At 59.8% G+C, this 22,508-nt stretch carries 20 protein-coding genes and 2 pseudogenes; 9 read left to right on the forward strand and 13 right to left on the reverse strand.

Going from position 1 to position 22,508, the window contains the following annotated elements; translation table 11 throughout:
• Positions 1-141: 141 nt before the first annotated feature.
• On the reverse strand, positions 142-735 hold the full coding sequence (locus OKW29_RS07360; protein WP_429290524.1) for a cysteine hydrolase family protein: 594 nt from the start codon (positions 733-735) through the stop codon (positions 142-144).
• A gap of 246 nt (positions 736-981) precedes the next feature.
• Between OKW29_RS07360 and OKW29_RS07365 the strand changes: the two genes are divergently transcribed.
• A complete protein-coding gene (locus OKW29_RS07365) occupies positions 982-1,533 on the forward strand; it encodes a TetR/AcrR family transcriptional regulator (RefSeq protein WP_429290525.1) in 552 nt (183 codons plus the stop codon).
• 827 nt (positions 1,534-2,360) lie between these two features.
• Here the strand turns inward: OKW29_RS07365 and OKW29_RS07370 are convergent.
• From OKW29_RS07370 to OKW29_RS07395, 6 genes are all read right to left on the reverse strand, one after another.
• On the reverse strand, positions 2,361-2,867 hold the full coding sequence (locus tag OKW29_RS07370; RefSeq protein WP_429290526.1) for an anthrone oxygenase family protein: 507 nt from the start codon (positions 2,865-2,867) through the stop codon (positions 2,361-2,363).
• Between the two features lie 47 nt (positions 2,868-2,914).
• Positions 2,915-4,093 (reverse strand): acyl-CoA dehydrogenase family protein, encoded by a 1,179-nt coding sequence (locus tag OKW29_RS07375; protein ID WP_429290527.1) that lies wholly within the window; start codon positions 4,091-4,093, stop codon positions 2,915-2,917.
• Positions 4,094-4,523: 430 nt separating this feature from the next.
• Positions 4,524-4,784, reverse strand: a complete 261-nt coding sequence (locus OKW29_RS07380; RefSeq protein WP_429290528.1) for a hypothetical protein — start codon at positions 4,782-4,784, stop codon at positions 4,524-4,526.
• A gap of 518 nt (positions 4,785-5,302) precedes the next feature.
• Complete coding sequence (locus OKW29_RS07385) at positions 5,303-5,782, reverse strand: nuclear transport factor 2 family protein (RefSeq protein WP_429290529.1); 480 nt, start codon at positions 5,780-5,782, stop codon at positions 5,303-5,305.
• Between the two features lie 300 nt (positions 5,783-6,082).
• A complete protein-coding gene (gene asnB, locus OKW29_RS07390; protein ID WP_429290530.1) occupies positions 6,083-7,918 on the reverse strand; it encodes an asparagine synthase (glutamine-hydrolyzing) in 1,836 nt (611 codons plus the stop codon).
• Between the two features lie 813 nt (positions 7,919-8,731).
• The gene (locus tag OKW29_RS07395; protein WP_429290531.1) at positions 8,732-9,898 is read right to left on the reverse strand and encodes a metallophosphoesterase family protein; all 1,167 of its coding nucleotides are present in this window, start codon (positions 9,896-9,898) and stop codon (positions 8,732-8,734) included.
• A 332-nt stretch (positions 9,899-10,230) separates the two neighbouring features.
• On the opposite strand from OKW29_RS07395, the gene OKW29_RS07400 reads away from it, so the two are divergent.
• Positions 10,231-10,839, forward strand: coding sequence for a TetR/AcrR family transcriptional regulator C-terminal domain-containing protein (locus OKW29_RS07400; RefSeq protein ID WP_429290532.1), 609 nt, complete (start codon positions 10,231-10,233; stop codon positions 10,837-10,839).
• Positions 10,840-10,920: 81 nt separating this feature from the next.
• Here the strand turns inward: OKW29_RS07400 and OKW29_RS07405 are convergent.
• The 3 genes and pseudogenes from OKW29_RS07405 to OKW29_RS07415 all read right to left on the reverse strand — a co-directional run bounded on the left by OKW29_RS07405 (position 10,921) and on the right by OKW29_RS07415 (position 12,884).
• Positions 10,921-11,304: pseudogene (locus tag OKW29_RS07405) on the reverse strand (cupin domain-containing protein).
• 162 nt (positions 11,305-11,466) lie between these two features.
• A complete protein-coding gene (locus tag OKW29_RS07410) occupies positions 11,467-12,567 on the reverse strand; it encodes an NADH:flavin oxidoreductase/NADH oxidase (protein WP_429290533.1) in 1,101 nt (366 codons plus the stop codon).
• Positions 12,564-12,884, reverse strand: a complete 321-nt coding sequence (locus tag OKW29_RS07415) for an SDR family NAD(P)-dependent oxidoreductase (RefSeq protein WP_429290754.1) — start codon at positions 12,882-12,884, stop codon at positions 12,564-12,566. The genes OKW29_RS07410 and OKW29_RS07415 overlap by 4 nt, the downstream gene beginning before the upstream one ends.
• Before the next feature lie 173 nt (positions 12,885-13,057).
• Between OKW29_RS07415 and OKW29_RS07420 the strand changes: the two genes are divergently transcribed.
• Positions 13,058-13,549 carry a substrate binding domain-containing protein gene (locus tag OKW29_RS07420; protein WP_429290534.1) on the forward strand — a complete coding sequence of 164 codons (492 nt, stop codon included), beginning with the start codon at positions 13,058-13,060 and terminating at the stop codon, positions 13,547-13,549.
• Positions 13,550-13,586: 37 nt separating this feature from the next.
• On the opposite strand, the gene OKW29_RS07425 is transcribed toward OKW29_RS07420, so the two are convergent.
• On the reverse strand, positions 13,587-14,477 hold the full coding sequence (locus OKW29_RS07425; protein ID WP_429290535.1) for a LysR substrate-binding domain-containing protein: 891 nt from the start codon (positions 14,475-14,477) through the stop codon (positions 13,587-13,589).
• 100 nt (positions 14,478-14,577) lie between these two features.
• Here OKW29_RS07425 and OKW29_RS07430 point away from each other — a divergent pair, with 100 nt between their 5' ends.
• The 4 genes and pseudogenes from OKW29_RS07430 to OKW29_RS07445 form a co-directional block, all read left to right on the forward strand.
• Entirely contained in the window at positions 14,578-15,168 is a 591-nt protein-coding gene (locus OKW29_RS07430) for a LysE family translocator (RefSeq protein ID WP_090811625.1), read from the forward strand.
• 2 nt (positions 15,169-15,170) lie between these two features.
• Positions 15,171-15,563 carry a cupin domain-containing protein gene (locus OKW29_RS07435; RefSeq protein ID WP_429290536.1) on the forward strand — a complete coding sequence of 131 codons (393 nt, stop codon included), beginning with the start codon at positions 15,171-15,173 and terminating at the stop codon, positions 15,561-15,563.
• A 237-nt stretch (positions 15,564-15,800) separates the two neighbouring features.
• Positions 15,801-16,418, forward strand: coding sequence for a LysE family translocator (locus tag OKW29_RS07440; protein WP_429290755.1), 618 nt, complete (start codon positions 15,801-15,803; stop codon positions 16,416-16,418).
• Between the two features lie 301 nt (positions 16,419-16,719).
• Positions 16,720-16,998, forward strand: a pseudogene (locus OKW29_RS07445) (alpha/beta fold hydrolase); the annotation flags it as partial.
• A gap of 477 nt (positions 16,999-17,475) precedes the next feature.
• On the opposite strand, the gene OKW29_RS07450 reads toward OKW29_RS07445, so the two are convergent.
• Entirely contained in the window at positions 17,476-17,745 is a 270-nt protein-coding gene (locus OKW29_RS07450) for a DUF4148 domain-containing protein (protein WP_184040619.1), read from the reverse strand.
• A 628-nt stretch (positions 17,746-18,373) separates the two neighbouring features.
• Between OKW29_RS07450 and OKW29_RS07455 the strand changes: the two genes are divergently transcribed.
• A complete protein-coding gene (locus OKW29_RS07455; protein ID WP_429290537.1) occupies positions 18,374-20,173 on the forward strand; it encodes a hybrid sensor histidine kinase/response regulator in 1,800 nt (599 codons plus the stop codon).
• Here OKW29_RS07455 and OKW29_RS07460 read toward each other — a convergent pair.
• A complete protein-coding gene (locus tag OKW29_RS07460; protein WP_429290538.1) occupies positions 20,115-20,864 on the reverse strand; it encodes a response regulator transcription factor in 750 nt (249 codons plus the stop codon). The genes OKW29_RS07455 and OKW29_RS07460 overlap by 59 nt on opposite strands.
• Before the next feature lie 443 nt (positions 20,865-21,307).
• Between OKW29_RS07460 and OKW29_RS07465 the strand changes: the two genes are divergently transcribed.
• Positions 21,308-22,060: a hypothetical protein gene (locus OKW29_RS07465; RefSeq protein ID WP_429290539.1), complete on the forward strand. Its 753-nt coding sequence runs from the start codon at positions 21,308-21,310 to the stop codon at positions 22,058-22,060.
• The last annotated feature ends 448 nt before the right edge of the window (positions 22,061-22,508 follow it).

The raw sequence follows: 22,508 nt of genomic DNA on the forward strand, positions 1-22,508 counted from the left end.
AAGCGGCATGTGCACGCCAAGGCAGCGCGATGCAGCGATCGACAGCAGCCGACCCACTGCCGCCGCTCGAGCCACTTCCTCATGAACGGCAGCCTTCAAAAGCACAGTGGCCGTTCGCGCGACCACCTCGGATCGGCAAGGTTAGGTCCGTATTGCGTCGCAGAGCGAAGCAGCCGAGGTGACGGTCGCCTGCTTGGGGAATACCCGGTTCAAGAGCGTATCGTGCGCCTCCTGGTCGGGATCGGCGCAGCAATCGCGCGCTACGACAATCCGGTAGTCGAGATCGAATGCTTGACGGAGGGTCGAAAGGACAACACCGCTGGTATGTACGCCTGCGACCACAAGGGTTTCAATTGCTTGTGATTGCAGAATGGTCTGGAGGTCGGTTCCGCTGAAAGCCCCGATACGATGTTTAATCACAACTATCTCGCCTTCGACCGGGGCAACAGCAGGGTGGATTTGCGCCCCCGGACTGCCAGCTTGGCAAAGCCCGTTTTGGGCAATGAAAGAAAATATCGAGTTGCGCGGGCTGACTTCGGGATAGCCAGGACGAAAAGAAACAACGACATAAATGACCAGCATGCCAGCAGACCGCGCGGCAGCGAGCAATTCCGGCATAACCGACAGGACCTCACTGGAATCGGTGGGCTCCATGAACTTTCCAAGGGTGTCTATCTGGTAATCCATCACCAGAAGGGCAGATTTGCTGGGGTCGACAAGAGGGGGGTTGGTCATGTCTTTTCCACAGTAAAAGTTTGGATGGGTGGGGAACTTGGCTAGCAAGCAGGGGCAAGCATAACGTTATTTGAGTCTATCCTCAAATAACGTTATCTGGCTGACAGTGCCCCGAACTGGCAAACTTCAGGCATGTCTTCACGCCCAGATAAGAAAACGCCCCGATCTGCCGACGCGCGTTCGAACCTCGATCGCCCAGCACTCGCACCCCAGCGCAGCGTCGGCCGAGAGCGCGTTGCAGCAGTTATGGCAGCCGCATCCAAGGTAATTCAGGAGCGCGGCTACGAAGCCGCAACGATGGCCGAGATAGCGGAGCGCGCCGACACGAAAGTAGGTTCGCTCTATCGCTTCTTCCCGAACAAGGAGCTTCTCGCCGACGCGTTGATGCAGCGCTACGACGAACTGCGCGAAGCACAGTGTGCAAAAATCGATGCACGCGCCAGCGTCATGCCGCTCCACGAACTGGCAGATCGGCTGGTGAACTCCATCGCGGAGATTCATGACGAAACCAGGGCGCTGGTCGCCTTGCTGGACGCTCGTTCGGAGTGGGCAGGCAAGCGACTTGAATATCGCGAGAAAACGCTCAAACGTATCGCCCATACCCTACGACTCAGGGTGCCTACCCTGCCGGAAGACAGCGCCGTAGATATGGCTGTCGTCTTGCTCAACAATATGAAGACGATGGTTGCCATGACGCTTGACCAATCTGCCCCGTCGAGCCCCGGCGGGCCTGACGAGTTGCGCTTAATGAACCGGCTTTACCTTGCTCACAAGCTTGCCCCGTATGAGAGAACTTGAATGAAGGCATGTGTCCATCGCTTTATCGCATCAGTTGCATTGCGGCTACAACTGCATGCCGTCTAGCCACCGTTCGCTATATTGGCCAATGATGCGACAAGCATTGCCACGGGTCGAGGGGCGGTTTGTTGGGTGAAGTAGTCGCTCAGATGTCCGATCGCGAGACCGAGCGAACGACGCTTCATGGCCGAGAGCACCAGTTCAATGAAGGTCCTGTAGAGCGGCCGTTGAAAATCATAGACGGCCGCTTTCGGGCGGCTTCTGTGGATGAGTACTGTCGGCCATGAAGAGTCATTCGATCGCACCGTCGCTCAGACATTCAGAGGCCGGTTCCACCCAGGAACCGGCCATTCAATTTGCAATGTTGAAGTGTTGCTTGTCGGCCGAAACTGTCCTTCGGGGCATCGTGACCCGAGCGTCCGCTTACGAAGTCCGACAGACGTCCCCTCACATCGATCGACTATCTGGTGCACCCCCACGCGGACCAGCATCAACCGGGCGTGAAATTGCTGAAGGCCTGACTGGCCGAGAGGATGACTGAAGAGAGCACACCCCTGAGTTCCCGTCGGCCTACACATCGATGAACCGAGGCTATTTTCCCGCGGACTGCCTTGGCTGAAACGGAGGCCCGTGAATTGGAAGGATGAGCCGTTTTGGCGAAGAGCGGCACGAGCCTAAGCCCCCAGTCCCGTCGGCCGAGCAACCGCTCATCCGAGCAGTTGGAGCAAGAGAAGGCGAACTTCCCACCAGGTCGAAGATATCCAGCGGCTTCATCAAAAAAGCGCCGGGTCGATAATTTCTGAACCGTCTTGCTTCCCGATCACGCTTCAGGCAGTGCGTAAGACCACGGACGCCGTGTAGAGTGCGAGCCCCGGAACCGAAAAAAGAGTACGGATCACGTGAAACCTGATCCATCGCGCGCGTATTTGGACCCATTCGCGCGGCGGGTTGTGAATAGACCAGGACTGGATTTGATGATTAATGCGGACACATGTCGGTACGCCAATTATTATGATGAGCGCATAGCAGACTGCACCTGCCGCAGCAAGTTGCCCGGGAATGGAATGGACACCGTACATCACAGCAAGGGCTACGCCTCCTGCCAGGGCACCTATAACTACGATCGGCATATAGGGATCGAAAGTACGATTCGTATGCTGATGGAATTCAACATAGGCAGAAACCGAAAGCCGGGACATCGCGCGTCCTAACCCTATCCAGTTGACGATCAATCCACCGGTTGCAAGTGCGCCGAATAGAATAACGATTACTATAATTGAATTTTCCACGATTCGTTTGTGTCTCCATCCATTGGTGAGCATCCTCAGCCGCATCGGGTATAGCTCCCCGGCGCTGCTGGTGTTCGGATTGCCCGGCTCGACTAGCCAGCGGCGGTCTTCGGGACCAAGTCTTCCAGAAGCAGCCTGCCAACTGCCGCATAATTTCGTTGCTGGGCCACGACGTGCTGCGCCCCGGCGTGAAGGTCACGCAATCGCCGCTGCAGCGGCGAGACGTCGTAGAGAGCGCTCCCGCCACCCAGCGCGAAGCACGCGTCGGCAATACGCACACAGGTCGAAGCGATCCACACGGCGTTCTGCGTGCTTTGCATGCGCAGCGCGTCGTCGTTGATTGTTCCCGCCTGCGCATGGCCCCAGTGGCTTGCGGCCTGTACCTCCATGAACGCCTGCGCCGCCCTCAGGTCGGCTTCGACTCGGCCGAGTTCTGCCTGGAACAGCTCCGAATCACGCATCGCAGTCACCGCGCGCTGCTGCCTCCGGCCGGTATTCGCAAGCGCGACGAGTTCCCCCAACGCTCCTTCGGCCACACCTACGGAGAAGGCGCTATGCAGCACCGGAATGAGTTCCAGCACGCTCTGATAGAGCGGGCCCGGAAGACAAGGCACGCGGTTCTCGATATCAAAGAAGTTCCTTTCCGGCACGATCTTGTCGGCGATCGCGATGTGATGACTGCCGGAACCCTTGAGCCCTGCCACGTGCCACGTATCTTCGATCCGCCATTCGGACGCTGGGAGAATGAAGCCGCGCACCAGCGGCGGCCCGTCTTCGCCGGCGCAACCGGGAAGCGGCCTCCCGTCTTTCGTCATCGTGCAGAAACCCATCATCCATTCGGCTTGCTGACAACCGCTGGCGAACGGCCAGCGCCCGCTCACGCGCCAGCCGCCCGTCACCGCCTGCGCGGTGCCCGCAGGCTGGGACGAACCGGCAAGGATGACGTCCGGACCCGTCGCGTAGACCTGATCATATGTCCGAATGCGCAGCAAGGATGCAAACAGCGCGCCTGCGCTGGCAATCATCGCGAGCCAGCCCAACGCCCCATCGATCTTTGCGAGTTCGACGATCACCCTGAGCCCTTTCGGAAGATCAAGCTCCATTCCGCCGTGACTCCTGGGTACGAACATGCGATAGATGCCGATCGCCTTAAGCGTCTCCACCAGGTCTGGAGGCATTCGGCGTGCTGCTTCGATTTCGGCTGCGCGCGATGGAATGCTCGGCGCCAGTTTGCGGATTTCGTCAAGCATACGGTCGACTTCATGGGGCATGGCGTGGGTCCTTTGATGTGAGTATCGCGGAGTGACTCTTTCACAACACCCTTGATCCACGAGTTATTCCACCCGATGGAACGCGTCGCGCCGCATCAGACCGAATAATCGCCGGGCTTGCGCTGTTATTCTGGGCGAGGGGCTCTGCGCCGCCTCGAGACCGTCAGCAATCCTTCCGACGTTCATCGCATCTGTGTTTGCCATCCCACGGGGACACGCCGGACCCGGCGCAATCGGGTTCGATGGCACCGCAAGTGTCGCTTGCGGCGTACGCGCTGCGTCTTCTCCGTCGATGATTGGGGTTACCCTTTCCAGGACACGTCGATGAAATGCTGTAACTGGTTCGCGTAAATGTTCCCGTCCGCGCTTTCGATCGGGACATGGGAAATCAGCCCGTGCTGTCTCTTTTCACCGTCATAAGTCCAAATCCTCATATCAGAAAAAGCGCACCATCTGTTCCCGCAAAGAAGTGCGTCGGGACCGGGCGGTAGTCGAACAATTTCCGGTCCTCGCCGCCCGCCGTGTCCCAGTTCCACGGCGTGGCCGTTGTATCCGACAGACTGATGTTGGCAAGCGCTCTGCTTGACAGGCGCAGCGAGCATGCCGCCGAGTCCTCGACAGCGAAGCGCCGCGTGCCACTCGACGTGACGACCTGCACCGTTTCGATCCCACCGCAGAGATGCCGTAGCAAGTCGATTTCGTGAGCGAGATGACGGTACGTACATAAGATTAGCCGCTCAAATTTTCGCCCTGCCATTGCAGGCGCACGAATGATGTCCTACTCCTACGGAGGAAAGCTACCTAAAGGCAACTGCCGCTTCCATTCCGTGATCTGGTTCGGATGCACATCGAACTGCTGCGTCAGTTCGGCCAGCGGCCGCTCGCCTTTGACCGCTGCCAGCGGCACTTATTCGACTGTCCGAATTTGCGCGGCCACCTCTCGAATAGCTGGCGCCGCGTCGCCGCTCGAACGAAGCTTCAGCGACGCGCCGATGAGCGAGAGCGCTCGTACGGCGTCGCTGAGGCTTCGAAGACGATCTTCGATGGGCTCTGACATGATTGCTCCTTTAGCCGATTCTGGAACTGGTTGGTGTGATTGACGACAGGAAGGAAGCTGGTCGACTCACGGACTGCGGAGAGTGTCCTCCACACAGGCCCGAAGTTGCTCCGGACGTTGATCCGGCCCGGTGATCCGCCTGGCTATTCGGCTCAGGACGGGGACGCAGCTTCGATTCCGGCAACCGGTTTCCAGTTCGGCAGGGGCGTCACGTAGTGCAAATCGAATCTGCGCTCCGTGAATGCCCAGTGGCCGTCACGGCGCTCGAACCGGTCGTGATAAAGGCCGCTGATCTGGACGGGCCCCATCTCCGCATGGGTAACCAGCGCGTTGAGCGCCACCTTGCCCGTGGCGAGGTCGCCGTTAATGTCGATCAGTGGATTGGCCGTCCAGTGATGCATGTACGGGATCTGCGCCCAGTTCCTGTGAGCTGACTCGATGATGGCATCGATACCGGTACAGTTGCCGAACGCGTCGCCCAGTAACAGACTCGCATCGCTATGCCAAATGCTGCGCAGCAGTGCCTCATCGCGAGTGTCGAACGCCTGACTGTATGCGGCGATGAGCCGCTCCAGCGCGAATTGGCTTTCGAGTGCATCGATCCGTGCAGCGATATCCTGGGTAGTCGCCATGTGTCCTCCTTGAACGTTTCATTGGCTGGTGATACAAGCAGTCCTCTTCACGTCGGGCTCTCCCTCGACCTCCTTTCACTATCGCGATACGCCCAAGCGCCATGTCGATGCAGCTGACCACACGTCGGATCAGTGTTTGCCGAAGGCGAATGACATGTATCGGCACCCTTGATCGGAGCCGCGATTCCTTGATGCGTCTGATTGCCCCCTGCAAGGCGAGCTTATCGGCGTGTGTTGTGTTGGCCAGCAGGAACGGCGGCAGAGCGCATCCGGCGCTAAAATCTCATAGCACCACCTCGCCTATACAAGTTCCACGTCGTACCTTTCCAGCCAGTCCGACATCGCGAGTGCGTGATCGATGTCCCCTCGCTCCCAACCGATGCTAACTTCGTTCAGTGGTTGATCGATCAGCTTACGAACCGCGTCCACGTCGAAAGTCTGTGCCGTGCGCGGCGACGCCTTCGAGATCACGCTGCCCATGCAGTCACGCAAAGCGCGTTCATACGCTGGGTCTTGCGTGGCCGGATAGGGGCTTTTCACGCGTTTGAGAATCGCCTTGGGCACGACGTCGCCTGCCGCTGCGCGCAGCAGGCTCTTCTCGCGACCATCGAACGTCTTCATGCTCCACGGCGTGTTGAATACGTACTGCATCAGTTCGTGGTCGCAAAAGGGCACACGTACTTCGAGGCCCACCGCCATGCTCATCCTGTCCTTCCGGTCTAGCAGGATGGGGAGCCAGTTGACGAGATGGAGGTGGCAGATCTCACGCATACGCTTCTCGACGCCGGACTGGCCGACATGCGGTACAGCGCGGAGTGCCTGGGCGTAACAGTCGGCCTCATACTCCTTCAGGCGAAGCTCCTGTGACAGGTCCGGCGACAACAACGTGTCGAGCCTCGACGGCACAACCTGCATCCACGGGAACGTGTCGAGGTTGACGGTCTCGGGCGTGTGGAACCATCTATAGCCGCCGAACACTTCGTCGGCTGCCTCGCCGGACAATGCGACCGTCGAATTCTCGCGTACCGCCTTGAAGAGCAGATAGAGCGATGGGAACAGATCGCTCCCGACGAACCATGCCGAGTCGAGCGCATCGACGACGGCACGCCGCACCTGCATGTTCGCGAGCTCGCGATTGTTCAACACGACCTCGGTGTGCCGCGTCTTCACCTGCTTGACGAATTCACGCACGAACGGCGTATCGGCGGTGTCACGGTACGGGTCCTTGGCGAACGCCTGCCCATGGTCCGCAAAATCGACCGAATAGGAGTGCACTGCACGGCCGCTTCGTTGGCGCAATATCCGATCGGCCATCGCCGTGACCAACGACGAATCGAGCCCGCCCGATAGCAGGCTGCATAGCGGCACGTCGGCAACGGTCTGCTGGCGCATGATCCGGTCGAGGTGTCCACGAATCGTTTCGATCGTGACACCCAGCGAATCGGTATGTTCGTAACCCTCGAGCTTCCAGTAGGACCGTTGCGCGATGCCGCTGCGCGACACGCGCACCAGGTGTCCAGGCATCACTTCGCGCATGCCTTCGTATACCGCGTCGCCGGGCATGCGGAACATGCTGATTACGTGCCGCAACCCTTCCAGCCCCACTCGCGGGACAATATCCGGATGAGCCAGAATCGCTTTTGGCTCGGAACCGAACAACACGCCGCTGCCGAAGGGTTGATAGAACAGCGGCTTCACGCCTACACGGTCGCGCACCAGCAGCAACTCCTCTTTGCGCGTATCCCAGATCGCGAACGCATAGATACCAACCAGACGATCGACAAATGACTCGCCCCACTCGAGGTAGCTGCGCAACACGACTTCGGTATCGCTGCGGCTCGTAAAGCGATGGCCGCGCTTCATCAACTCGTCGCGTAGTTCAACGAAGTTGTACACTTCGCCGCTGTAGGTCAGGCATGCAACCGCTTTACCTTCTTCCGCAGCTTGCATCGGTTGCGCTCCGCCTTCGAGATCGATGACGGAAAGCCTGCGGTGTCCCAGTGCTGCATGGCGGTCGATCCAGATGCCCTGCGCGTCGGGCCCGCGCAGTGCCATCGTGCGTGTCATTGCTTCAATGATCGGCTTTTGCTCGCCCAGATCGCGTTGGTAGTCCACCCAGCCCACAATCCCACACATCAAGTATCTCCTCTGACATTTGAAGGACGTGCAACGGTCTGGCCTTCATCGGGCTCTCTAAAAAGCTCAAATGAAGCCATTGCTTCCTCAGATAACACGTCACGAGAAGGAAAATTCCGAGATATTCAGTGGATGAGTGCACACCCTGTCGCAAGCTTCAGGATAGGTATCTGACGGTTCGTAATCACCTCTGGCTTCGACGATCATCGACCCGATAGGGTGAGCGGATGCTGTACTTCGCCTGCTGTCAATCGCGGGCTTCGGAGATTCAAGCGGCTCATGCTGTTTGCATGAGGCGGCACGCGGCCATGAACAGTCATGCGCTCGTACCATCGCCCGGAGATTCAGGCGTCGGCCCCACTCACGAACCGGCCATTCGATTCGCAATGCCGCGTTGTCGCTGTTCGACGCTGCTGTCGGACACCTCCGACATTGGTACTGCACTGCGTCGCGTTACTCGGAAGGCAGACGCTCCAGCGGACTGTTGACTTCGCGCAGTAGGTCGGTTGCGACCCTCCGGTGTGACTGCTCGCGCGCCGGCGCCCCCGCGCCATAAGCGACCGACAGCGCGATCTGATGCCTGGGATTCCCATCTGCTGCGATCAACAGCCGCATCTCGTCCGGCTCAATCAGTGCGGCGGGCGACGATATCGATGCAGAGCGCGCCTTGCTCAAACATTCGCAGCTCAGCAGCCGCGAAAACGCGCGGCCTTCGGCGAAGTGCCGCCCGGCGTGTGGTCCACGCCGGCAGCACTTTCAAGGCCGCCGGCGACGGCAACTTCGCGCCTCGTCCATGCATGGAAGGACCCAGCGTCAAGCCTTCATCTTCGTTTTGGCCGGGGCTTTGATGGTCACCGAGTCGACGGGTGCGCTCGCGACCTTCGCCGGCGAGTCGAACGACACCGAGAAATAGTCCACTACCAGTGCCGAGGGGCTCGCCGTAACGCGCAGGAACCCTGAGTTCTTGTCGTCGGCGAACTGGAGCGAGACGCCCTCCGACTTGGTCGCATACGGTAGTTGCACGTTTTCCAGCCCCGTCTGCAGCTTGTGCATCGCCCGCTGGGTGTTGGCGTAACCGCCCGCGCCTGCGATGATGTATGGAATCTCATTGTTACCGAGCTTGCGCGAAAAGCGCTGGAAGTTGTGCACGTGACCGGAGAAGACCGCGTCCGCCGTACGCCCGCTCGTCTCGAACGCCTTGTCGAGCGTGTTCAGTGTCTCCTCATAGCCGCCGTGAACCGAGTCGAGCGAGTAGCATGGGTGATGGACCGCCAGGATGACCCACTTGTCCTGCGGCGCGGCTTTAAGCCGTTGTACCAGCCAGTTCAATTGGGCGTTCGATCCGCGCGCATCGAGGAGTCCGTCTACATTCGAGTACGCGCCGATGATCTGGACGAACGGCGCGTCCAGCGCCCAATAGCAGTAGGGCTGCGTCATCGTGGAGCGGTACTTGAAGAAAGGCTGCGAGGTCACGCTGCAGAAGTTCTTCATGAAGCCGTACAGCGAGGGCTCATTATCGCTCTCGTCGCCCGGGCGCGTCTGAGTGTCGCCATCGTGATTGCCCGGAATGGCGAAGATGGGTGCGTCGTAGTACTGGTACGGCTCATAGAACTGCTCGATGTAGTGCGTGCTCATGCCGTTGAAGTACACGACATCGCCCAGATGATAGAAGAACCCGGGCGCGCTGCCTTGCGCGGCGTTGCTAATCTGGGCTTCCATCGCGTCCGAGATCGCAGTTTGGGTTTCGGTGCCGTGAATGCCGCCGGTGTCGCCGAGCGAATGAAAGACGAGCTTGCCCGCCTTGGACGCCTTGGCGGTGATCCCGGGCAAGATTGATTCGAGCATCAGCACGAGGTCACTGCCCGTGCCGGTATAAGCGGGCAGCGCCTCGAAGCGCGGATGGGGTGCGGCCGGTGAAACCGGATCGCCGACTTGCCGGCGTGCCTTCGCGAATGTCGCCCCTGTGAATCCTTGTGCCATCTCGAGTCTCCCGCGCCACGGTTGAAGTGCCCTGAGGGAACCGGACGCGTGTAGCAAACGCGGCCCGATTCGATTACCTCCAACGTTGTAGGCAACGGTGGATGAAAGGTCAAATCGGCGATCCTTTGTTTTGGAATAAGGCGATCGCTTAGGATGTCATAAAAATGACATCAAGCCTGCAGAGACACTCGACGCATGCTTATGCGACGCTTAACGGATACGGGGTCAAGGCCGGGTGTCGGTGAAGCTGCCCGCGTGGCCGCACGGAACTGCCTGAACGTGCGGCCCGACTGATTTCGCGGCCGATGATGCGAGGGTCACAGGGCGGCCGCATGATTATGACGCCGTCCTGGCCGACTAGCGACGCGGCGACATGCGGGCCGAGCCAAGAAGCTTCTGCCGACGACGCGGGGCTCCCGAGCTCCGATAAGGTTTGCCTGCTGGCCTCAACTGGCGATCGCCCAGCGCAGGGACTGCAGGCGTATCAGCAGCGTGTCAGCCAGGAAAAGCGCAGGCCGACCCTGGAAGTCGCAATCGAGGCGTTTCTGGCCAACGGATACGACACGGCGCCGGAGGTCGAGTCGGGCACGCGTGAGACTGCCCTCGCATACAACGAGCTTGTTTCGGATGCCAACATGATTGCCGCGATGCGCCTCGTCATTGCGCAGGTGCGAAGCTTTCCCGACATGGGACTTCGCTTCCAGCGCGCGAAGGATCTGTTCAGCGATGTGACAGATGCCTGGTTGACAAAGCGGGTGGAAGAAGGCCGGCTGGAGAGCGGCAACGTGCAACTTGCTCGCGCCGAATTTATAGGAATGTTGGGAGAAACGCTTTATTTTCCCCGTCTGATGCAGATCGACTACGCGATCCCCAACGATGATGTTGAAACATCGGCAGCGCGGTCTCCACGTTCCTGTTGCGCTATCGCGCGCGCTGAATGACGCGTCGCGACACCTACACCACGGCGAATGAGTCGGCGCCTCGCCTTTACACGATACCTATAGAGACAGCAATCAGCCTGATCAACACATCTGTTCGTCGATTATCCTCGTCAACGTAGACTCGACATCGCCCGTGTGCTTCATCCGCACGGGCTCGATCAGGACGATCCAGCACTCGTTATCGGCCACGGATTGCGCAACGTGCCCCTTGGGACTACGTGCATCGAACCCGCTCGCAAATCGACGACGCGTCCGCCTTCGTATTCGATCTTCAGATGTCCGCGCACGACAGGAGACCGTTCGTCTTCCTCTGCACGCTCGTGCCACACGAGCTGTCCGCGCACTTTCGCAATCTTCAGGTATTGATCGTTGACTTGCGTGACGACTTTCGGTGACCAATATTTCGACCACGTCGCCGAACGCGGCTTCGAGGTCGAACGATTCGGCAAACGGACGGACTGCCATGACTGTATCCCGGTCGGAATGACGAAAATGGCGAGCAGCACGAGCGCAAGCAGAGCCATGTCCACCAGACTCAACTTAGGGAGTCTTCGCGTTCGATGGCACCTGCAAGAACGGGACGTTGTTGAACTTCGAATTCACCGCCCCCTTCTCGACGAGACGGATTCAAACGAACACCTTTCGCAGCCGACTGGGTTGAGCGCGAAGATACTGGTTCGGCGCCCTGACTTGAGCCCCAAAGTGAGCCGCAGCGTGCCAAGGCCAGCGAGGGTCAAAGAGCACGGCCCGAGCAAGCGCGATCAGATCGGCATCTCCCGTGCCGAGAATGGATTCGGCTTGTTCGAACTCAGTGATCATGCCGACGGCGATGACAGGGAGCGTCGTCTCCTGCTTCACTGCCCGCGCGAAGGGAACCTGATAGCCAGGCCCGATCGGAATTTGCGCGGCTGGGTTCGAACCACCACTCGAGACATTGATCGCGGCACAGCCTCTAGCCTCCAGTGCGTGGACAAAGGCGATCGCGTCCTGCACGGACCACCCGCCGTCCACCCAATCAGTAGCCGATATCCGCATTGTAACGGGGCGATCATGCGAAAATGCGTCTCGCACGGCTTCGAAAACCTCGAGTGGAAAGCGCATTCGGTTTTCCAATGAGCCGCCGTACTCGTCGTCCCTGTGGTTTGAGAGAGGCGAGAGGAATTGATGGAGCAGATAGCCGTGCCCACCAAGGATTTGAATGAAATTCAACCCAAGCCGGGAGGCGCGTTGCGCTGCGGCCGCGAAGGCGTCGCGAATTGCGGCCAGACCATCGCGGTCCAAGGCGGTGGGAGGTGTCTCACCGGCCGCAAAAGCGACCGGCGATGGGCCGTAGGTGTTCCAACCATTTGCGTGACCATATGGAATCTGTGCGCCGCCGTCCCATAATTTTTGCCGAGACCCTTTTCGGCCAGCATGGTTGAGCTGGATTCCAATCGGCGTATCAGACCACCGCCGAACGCCCTGCAGCACTCGTGCCATGGAGACTTCGCACTCGTCCGAATAGAGCCCCACGTCACCATAGCTGGTGCGTCCCTCGGGGGTGACCGCCGTCCCCTCAATGGTTAGCGCCGCCGCACCTGAAATCGCCAGCTGGCCCAGGTGAATCAGGTGCCAATCGCTCATCTGCCCGTCTTCGGCCGAGTACTGGGCCATCGGTGCGATCACGATACGGTTAGCTAATTTCAAGTTGCCGACTTTGATCGGCGAGAACAGCGTTGGGTGACTCATAACAACTCCTTCCGGCGCGTTTTAGCGCCATCAATGTGCTTCGTAAAACCCGCGCGCGACACGCTGATGTCGACGAGGCGCTTTTCGTTCCTGATCGCCACAGCGACACGGTCGAGGTCATCGAGGTTCGCGGCGTCAGCCTGGATCGCGGTGGCGTTGCATCCGATCCGTTTGGCGGCCTCGTCGAGCTGTGCTTGCCGACCGCCGAAAATGAAGACGTGAGCGCCTTCGGCGGCGACACACCGCTGGGCGATCGGCAAACCGATGCCAGTTATTCCACCGCTAATGACGGCGACTTTGCCTGCGAGAGTGGACATGGAAATCTTCTGTCTGGTGATGAGTGACAGGTAGATCGTAGTTGCCACGTACGGGAGTGATAATTCGCAGATTTTTCATAGGGCCAATTCCTGGCGAGAATAGCCGTGAGCGGCGCTTTCTGGCTGAACCCCGGTCCTCAGGTCGATCTTATGTTGTCGGATTCGTGCGAGATATGGTGGTAGATCGAATCCATCTCGCGATTCGAGTGGGCGCCGTCAACGATCCGGATTCGGTCGTGAAGCGAATCGCCAGCACCCCGCTGGTCTGCGTCGGATCGCGTCGCTATGTCGAGCAACACGGTATACCGAAGGATCCTACCGAACTCGCCAATTACAATTGCCTGCTCTACGGCGGTCTGATGGAATCAGCGAACTGGCCGTTTCATGGGCCGCAAGGCCGGTTCAGCGTACCGGTGCGAGGCAACCTCTCGTCGAATAGCGTCGAGACAATACGAACGGCCGTACTCGCGGGCGTGGGAATCGGCCTCTTCGCGAAGCTCTCGCTTGCCGACGAACTCAATCATCCCGACATCGTGACCGTGCTCGACGACTTCCTTCGGGACGTACGCGATGTGAGTATCATCTGGCCGAGGCGTCGTTTCGTGCCTGCGCGCGTGCGCCGGGTCACCGATTTTTTTGCGGCTGCGCTGCCGCAGCGCTTGTAGAATCGCGACGTCCGGAAGGCATTTCAAACGCAATACATCACGCAATGTTCGCAAGCTGCGCGCGTCGAGTGCCTGCGTCGTTCGACATCGAATCCCGCACATGGCGCGCGAATTCCTGTGCCGCTGGCTGAACCGTCGCGGGCAATCGCAGGCAGATCGCGAACGGAGGCAGCGCAGGCAAGCCGGTTGCTTGAGGCGTGAGCGTTTCCAGATCGGCCGGCACCGTGGAGACGAGCCAGGTCGCGATCGCGAGGCCCGCGCGTACCGTCGCAGCGGTCGCCTCGATGTTGCCGCTCTCGAACACCGTGCGCCACGCAATGCCCTCGTCTGCGAGCGCGCCGAGCACCACCGGTCGGAACGCACAACGCTCGTCTACCATCGACAGTGGCAACGGCCGCTTCTGCCATGCATCACTGCCGCGCCCCTTGACCCACACCAACGGCTCGATGCAGACCACTTCACCTTCGGCTTCGCTTGCGACACATTCGACCAACGACACGTCCACACGACCGCTATCGACCGCTTCGCTCAGCTCCGGTGACGCCGCACATACCAGCGAAATGTCGACGTGCGGATGCGCCTCGGCGAATGCCTTCAGCGCCGGCCCGAGCCGCATCACGAGATCGTATGGCACCCCCACACGCAGGGCGCCGCGCAACGGCTGGCCGGTCATGTCGGCCCAGATTTCGTCGTTCAGCCGCAGCAGCTTGCGCGCATTCACAAGAAACTGCTCGCCTTGGCGCGACAGCTCCAGCTTGCGCGTCTTGCGCACGAACAGAAGGCAATCCAGTACGTCTTCGAGACGCTTCACCTGCTGGCTCACGGCGCCTTGCGTCATGTGCAGCAGATTCGCGGCGACCGTCATGCTGCCGCTATCGGCGACGGCAACGAAGGTGCGGATCAGATCGAGGTCGAGGTTTCGGCTCATCTATGCATTATGCGGCGTAATGTACCGCATCAATATTATTAGCTTTCACGTTGCTTTGACGATCCGTACAGTGCGAATTCACTGATCCGAATGTGCACCGATGACCTCGATTCTGCCGCTCCTGCTCTTCGTCGCCGTCGCGACCGTGACGCCCGGCGGCGCGACCACGCTCGCCGCCGCCTCAGGCGCACGCTTCGGCTTCGTACGCTCGATACCGCTGATGCTCGGCATCGCTATGGGCCTCGCCTTGCTCGCTGCGCTCGCCGCACTCGGGCTTGGCGGTCTGCTTCTCACGCTGCCGTCGCTGCAAACGGCGGTGAGGACGCTCGGCTCCGCGTATCTGCTGTGGCTCGCGTGGCGCATCGCGCGCAGCGGGCCGCCAAACGCGAGCAATGGCCCCGTGCGGCCGGTTTCGCTCGTCAACGGTTTCCTGCTGCTCTGGCTCAACCCGAAAGGCTGGGCGATGACGGTTGGCGCGGCGGCGTCTTTCGCGCTGCTCGCAAACAATCCGAACCGCCTCGCGATGCTGCTCGGTGCAGCGTTCGGGGTGACTGCGTGCGCGTCGCTCGCGCTGTGGTGTGCGCTCGGCGTGCTATTCGCGCGGCTGTTTCGGACGCCGCGCCACTGGCGCATTCTCAATCTCGCGATGGGTGTGCTGCTCGCCGCATCCCTCATTCCGACCTGGAGATAAGCATGTCTTCCCATCCGTTCGCCGAATCGTTCGACCTTGAAGCCGCGTTCGCCGATGTGTCGGATCATTGGTCGCCGAAAGTTGTCGCACAGGTCAACGATCAGTACGTGAAGGTCGCGAAAGTGCGCGGGCAGCTCGTGTGGCACGACCACGAGCACGAGGACGAACTGTTCTTCGTCGTGCGCGGACATCTGGAGATCGAATATGAGGGCGGACACGTCATCGATCTGCCCGCGGGCTCGATGCACGTAGTGCCGCGCGGCACGCTGCACAATCCAGTCGCAGACGACGAATGCTGGATCGTGCTGATCGAGCCCGTGCAGACAAAGCATACGGGGCGCGTGGAATCACCCTCGACGAGGACGATCGAAGAACAGTTAGGCGGATCACTCTGAGTTCACTCCCTCCGTGAGGGCTGAACCCGGCCCGCTTTCGGACATTGACCGGCATTGCCGGGACTGGCTGTTCAGGATCGTCTGATGCCCTTTGCATGATGCGCGCGCCCGACACAATGGCCGCGCTCAGTCGTCGGGCGCTGATCGGCCAACAGCGGTCAGTCGTGAATTGCTTCAGAATAGTGGCCGATGAAGCAACTCCGCGTTTTGTACAACCCCAATTCACTGAGGCGACAAATGGTTAATTCGTCTGCTATTGCGACAGTCTTTTCTGTCTATGCGGCAGGTGTCGTCATACCCGGGCCGAACTTCGTCGTAATCACTCAGAAGGCGGTAGCCGGCAGACGCTCCGATGCGCTCGCGCTTGTCGCCGGAATCGTGACGGTGAATCTGTTCTGGGCGACTTGCGCCATCCTTGGTATCGGAATGGTGTTCGCTATTTTCCCGTGGCTCGCTGTCGGCATTAGGCTTGCTGGCGCGGCCTATCTGATCTGGTTCGGGCTGCGGCTCGTTGTGTCGGCACGCGCAACCCCCTCAGCGGCACGTCACCCAACGAAGGCGCCTCTGTTTCGTGCCGCGTTCCTACAAGGTATCGCGACAAATATCACGAACCCGAAGTCCATCGCCTTTTATGCGGCGGTGTTTTCCTCAGCGGTGCCCACGCACGTTTCCATGCCGACGTTCTTCGCGATGCTTGCTACTGTCGGTGCAACAGCGACGTGCTGGTACGGAGCAGTCGCGCTCGTTCTATCGCATGCGGCGATTGCGACGGCGTATCGTCGCGCGAAGGCATGGATCGACCTCACATGTGGAGGGCTCATGATTGCGCTGGGAATCCGGCAGGCATTTCGTTAACAAAGCGCCCGGCGGAGCCTATCTGAACGGCCGCTTTGCGTGTGGGCGACCGTCCCTTGCGGGTCCGATCAGCGACGCTCGGGACGCACGCCCTGAGCGCTTGGCGTACGAAAAAATCCCTTTATTGACGGCACCCCTGATAGCACATGGCGTGATCCTCCGAGGTTCGGCACGCTGGATCAGCATGAACGATTCCTGCGCGAATTTAGCGGTGCAACGAAGGCACATGTGAATACCGCAAACGCAAGACTGGCAAGCCTTTCGGCGCTTTTCGCGGATTGTTTATAGTCGACACGCCAGCACGCAACCGGTCGTCTGTGAGCTGGGGCAGCTCGGCATGCCGACGCTGCTGCTGATCGGTCAGACGGACACGACGGCGATTGGCAAGGACGCAGCGCCGCCCGAGGTGCGCGCGAAGCTCGGCCATTACCCCGAATTGGGCCGCGCGGCCGCGAAGGCGATTCCCCATGCGACGCTGGTCGAGTTCGCGGGGCTCGGTCACGCGCCGCAGATGCAGGACCCGCAGGCGTTTCATAAGGCGCTGTTGGAGGGGCTGACAGCGGCGCCGGAAAACCGTTGATCGATCACGTGGGTTTCTGTCGCGCAGTCATAGTCCTGCGTCGCTCGCCGTTAAGCGAAGCTGTCTGGGGCTATTTTGCGGTCCAACGCGGCATTCCGGAGAGGGCCGGCTGTGGACAGGCGGTAGTCGGCCATCTGCGGTCGTTCGTCTGTGCATTCACATGGACGTTCAAACGTCGCAATCCCCCTGATGGCGGACATTGAGGTGCGGACTGGATCCAGCAATTCATCGACCATCCCGGTCCATCAGGCAATCGGCGAAGCTTCCGGTGTCGGCAGTCTTCTTACTGGAATGTTGAACGGGTCGATGTCAATCCGCAGCGGAGGTCGACTGTCAGAGGACCGCCGACGTTGGTCGCGTCCAGCCCACGAGGTAGATTTTAGCAATTGGCCCGTGCGTAGTCCTACAATCGGCGGTGTCGGAACACGCCGACAATCATTCGATGGTCGAAAAGCCCTTCTGGGGCACAACGCTTCATTAGCTGCCGCCTCGGTAAATATCAAGCATCAGTGCTGGGCCGCCATTTTTCTGAAAATCTTCCAGCTCACGCATCACTTGCGCGCGTGTTTTTCCAACGGGCACGGAGGGTGCCGGTGTGACGGCCGGAACCGCGACCTCTGAAACCTGCGGGGCGTTGCCATCCGTTACCGCCCCCTGCTGGTTGATCGCCGTTTGGGCGAAGCATCCGTCTGCTGTGACTCCAGCTATCAGGGCCAGACAGACGGTGATCGATTCATAAAGTTTCATGGGAGTACTCCCTCGGAGTTTAAGAGATCGGCCTGTGCATCTTTCGCCGACCGACAGCAGTCTTCGCACGAACAGAGACAGGTTCGGCTCGTTGCGACGATCAACCGATCTGGATGCACTCGACGAATGCCTTTCCCAGCGTTGCTGTCATATTCATTGTTGGTCAGGCGAAACGCCGTCACCACGCACATGCGTAGGCGACGGACCAGCAACGCAGACGAAAGATGTATGCAGTCCCGCTGGCTCATCCCGGGGACGTATCAGCTATTCGCCTTCAATGATTGCGGAGCGCCTTGCTGAACCTTCCAGTGCAGACAAGGACACATCCCGTAGTTGATACATTTGTGGCTGATCGTAGAAACCGCGACCTGTTATTCTGTTTTTATGTGGTTACGCACGATGGTGTTGTGCGCCCATGACCACCGGCGCCCCGTTCGCTGGAGTGTGCCGTCTTACTCCGTTAGCCACTTTCGGTGGGGATATGTCTAACCCGTGGTGCGCCGATACAGCCTCTCGACGTCGCGCACAATCCGCCCACGGTGGCTTTCCCGGTTCAAGCAGCCTTATGAGATTGTCAGGCTTCGTAGTACGCAGGTTCAGTTCGGCGGCTCAGGAACACGCGTTCCGGATGGACTACGCGAAGCGCTTCTTCGGACAGCGGAGGCTCGCCATCACAATCTTCACCGCGTTGTGGGTCGTGTTTTCCATCCACGACCTCGGGCGGTTAGACGTACTCGATCCCTCCCATCTGCACCACAATGAACTCATTCTCCTGAGAATCGCCGGGACGATCGGCATGACGGTGCCCGTGCTGTTGTGGAGCCCACACGCCACCGACGAGCGCTGGGCCGTCGGGCTGCTCAGTGTCTGGACGCTCGGTTGCTGGTTCGCGGTCCTGAGAATGGTACAGCTCTATCCGGGCGACCTAGCCTGGCGGGAAGCTTACCCGATCCTGACGTTTGCCCTTTTCATGATATTCATGGCCTTCCGGCTTCGCGTCATCACGGCGGCGTGGCTGATCGGCCTATGCGTCGTCAGTTACCTTGTCATGCTCTATCTCAAGCCCAGTGGCCAGAGCGTCGACGCGCGCGTGGAGTCGGTGATTGCGCATGCCACGATGGTGCCAATGATGTATATCGTCGGTTTGCTAGTCAGCATTCCGCTGGAACGTGCCGCGAGGCGCGAATTCATGTATCGGCGCACCTTGCGCGCGGCCAAGGCGCGCGTCGAAGCGGCGTCGCGCGCAGTCAACGAACAGAACCTACGCATGCAAGAGCTCGTCAGGGAGAAAGAGCGGTTCTTCTCATCGGCGTATCACGACATCCAGCAACCTCTCGCCGCAATCAATCTCTTCATTCGAAGCGCCCGGACGAAGGCCAGGGACGGATACGCCGTGGATCGCGACCTGGATGTCATCGAGGAGACCGCGTGCGACCTTCTCGATATGTTCAAGGACATTCAGGACTATAGCGAACTGGGTTCATACGTTCCGCACCTGGCGCCACTCGATACGCAGACCGTGCTTATGGAGGTCTTCGAGCAATACCTTGAACCGGCGAGATCGCGAGATATCGAATTCAGAATCAGCGAGCGTCGGCGCCACCCTCCACCCATTGAAAGCGACCGCTCCTTGTTCAAACGAGCATTGGCCAATCTTGTATCGAATGCGATCAAGAACACCTCCGTGGGGGGAGTCGTAATCGGCTGGGTGCTGATTGGGGAACGGCTTCGCATTGACGTATGGGACACGGGCATCGGCATCTCGCCCGCGCATCGGAATGCGATATTCGCCGAGTACTATCAGATTAACAACCCTGGCCGCGACCGGTCGAAAGGCCTTGGACTTGGGTTGTCTATCGTCAATCGGGTTGTCGGAATTCTGCCGAAGCACAGCATGCGTTTCTGGTCGGTCGAAGGGCGCGGGTCACGCTTCTCCCTGTACGCTCCGATATCGCAATCAGCACCCGTGATCGTGATGGAAGATCAAGCGAACGCAGCATGCACGTCCATCCTTAACGGCAGATACATCCTGCTTTGCGACGACGAACCGACCGTTCTCGAAGGTCTGCGCCGATTATTCCTCAGTGCTGGCGCACTGGTGGATACCGCCGGATCAATGGCGGGATTCGAAGCGATTCTCGCCGACGATGGCCGCGCACCCGACATCATTGTCACCGATATCCGGTTGCGCGACGGCCCGACTGGCATTGAGGTTGCCGAACGGATCAGGCAGCATTTCGCCTGGGCGGGCGTGCTTCCCGTCGCATTCATCACTGGCGAACTGGTGTCTCCGCACGCACTTCGCGATTTCACCGAGCCGTTCGTGCTGTTGCGGAAGTCTTCCACGCCGGAAAGCACGCTCGCTGAAGTCAGTCGGTTCGTTGCTGCCCAACGGCCGACGGGCTTCGATCATGTACGGGATCCGTGACTGGCGGGACGCCAAGTTTGATCCCTTTATCCGCCAGCATGACGATGAGTTCCGTACGGCGCCGCAGATTGAAATGCGCGAGCAAATGACTGACGTACTTTCGTACCGTAATGTCTTCGAGCCCCATTCTCAGCGCAATCGCCTTGGACGGGAGCCCGCGCACCAGCCACGCCAACGTTTCGAACTCTCTCGGAGTGAGTCCCAGCTCGGATGCGCGGCTCATTTCCGAATTACCGCTCGGCTGTGCCTTCCCAGGCCCACTTACCGGAGCCCCGTCCGTGCCCATGTCACGCCTGAGCCTCGCGATGCTGGCGGCGGGTAGGAACACGCCCCCGGCAAGCACTGCGCTTATCGCTGCATGAAGGGCTTCAGGAGGTGACGACTTGGGTACATATCCCATCGCGCGAAGTTCGATGCACCGACTGATGGTTTCCACGCTCTCATCGGCGGATATCACGATCACCGGTAACGACGGGCGCGACTCCTTCAGTGTGGCAAGCGCGCCGCAACCGTGGCCGTCGGGAAGATCGAGATCGAGAAATGCGATGTTCAGGAGCTCGCCAAGCGCATGCTTTACGCCTTGAGACAACGTACTCGCGTGCAGCAACTCGATGTTCGGAAAGAACTCTCTCAGCAGCAGCGCCAATCCGGCTCTGAACAGCTCGTGATCGTCGACGATCAGTACGCGCATCTCATCGTCTCCCAGGACCGCTTTCGAAGCGAGCTGCAATTACACAGCTGATGATGCTACCTCCGTAGCAGTCGTCCGCTATGTTCAACACGAATAGTACACGCAGGGCCCCTAGGTCACGGACGGTGGCGACTGACCCATGTGGCGTTGCCTCGAAAGTGGCGGTTTTCGCCCGTCACCCGACACCCACCGCCTGACCTGATGGGCGAACGGCTGGAGGACTTTGAAAGGAGCCGTATAGGTCGCGCGAGAGCGGGGGGCGGCAGTGGGCCGACCTTCGCCTGTCGGCGAGCCGACGAGCCACCGTTCAGCAGTTGATAACACCGGCGAATGTGATTGACGTGTAGAACGGTCTCCAGGCATGGGGCGCTAAAATTGTACGTCGCATTGGTCCGTTCCGTGGAACCGATTGCCCCATCCCGATCTATCAACGGCAGGCAACCATGAACACTCACTACGCGTGTTTCGTTCGTCCGGCGCTGGCTGCAATTTGCGTGGCTTCCCTCGCAACGCTCGCCGCTTGCGGCGGAAACGCCTGTGTCGGCCTCGACAGTTGCGGTGGCGCAAACGTGACGCCAACCGTCGCTATATCCGGCACGGCCGCCACCGGTAGTGCGGTCGCCAGCGCGACGGTCAGCTTCAGTTGTGTGCAGGGCTCGGGCTCCACCCTGTCCGACGGCGGTGGACACTACGCGATTACGTTCAATGCCACGCCTCCCTGCATCCTCACCGTGACCTCTGGTGGCATTGGCCTGCATTCGGTGGCATTTGCCGGGGGCACCTTCAATACGACGCCAGAGACCGAACTGATGTTTGTCTACATCGCTTCGCAACTCGGCACGAGCGAGAGCGGTCTGATAGCGGGCTTCCCGACCAACTCACAGTTCCAGGAGGTGCTGGCAAACCCGGCCGACGTGCAGGCTGCGCAATCGGCAGTCGTCACGAATCTACAGCAGCGCTATGCGGTCACGCTGGCGGCACCGGCGTTTCTAACGACATCCTTTACAGTTGGCCAAATAGGTGTCGACAGCGACCTGGGCGCACTAGCGGCAGCAGGGGCTCTCGACGCCAATGGCATGCCCGATCAGGCCACCGTCTCGCTGCTGTCCGCGGCGGGTCTCGCCCATCCGCTTACAGCGACGTCCGCACCTTTTTCCGGCACTGGCAGTACTGGCAGCAACGGCGGAATGATGTGACGTGCGGCGAGCCCGGGGCCATCGAGTCAGCCCCGGCGCCACAAGACGTTGCGCTCGTCTACCTGGAAGAACACCACCCATCTTCCTGCTGCGCAGCGTGGGCAGTGAGCATCGTGGACTGGAGTCGGCCATCCACGGTCCTCCGCAATTCGTTGGCGAATGTCTGCTCAAGAGTTGCCGAGCCGCCGTTTGATCCCGTAATGGAAGCCACTCCTCAGCCCTGGCTGACTCTCTGGTTGAGACGAAGCTCAGGATTTCGCAATGCCCGTTCCACGGCTGACAAACGGGCGTCGATAAGCCAATCGTCTTGGAGATGAAGGTGCGGCTTATCCGGCCAATTTGTACGAATCTGCAACCAAACATTGCTACGCGTGGCTACAAGAAGTGTTGCCTCCCTCGCGACGCAATGGGGCGGTCCAAAAGACTGCGAAACCACGATTACAAAACC

The organism is Paraburkholderia sp. CI3, assembly GCF_050436505.1.
GTDB classification, from domain to species: domain Bacteria; phylum Pseudomonadota; class Gammaproteobacteria; order Burkholderiales; family Burkholderiaceae; genus Paraburkholderia; species Paraburkholderia tuberum.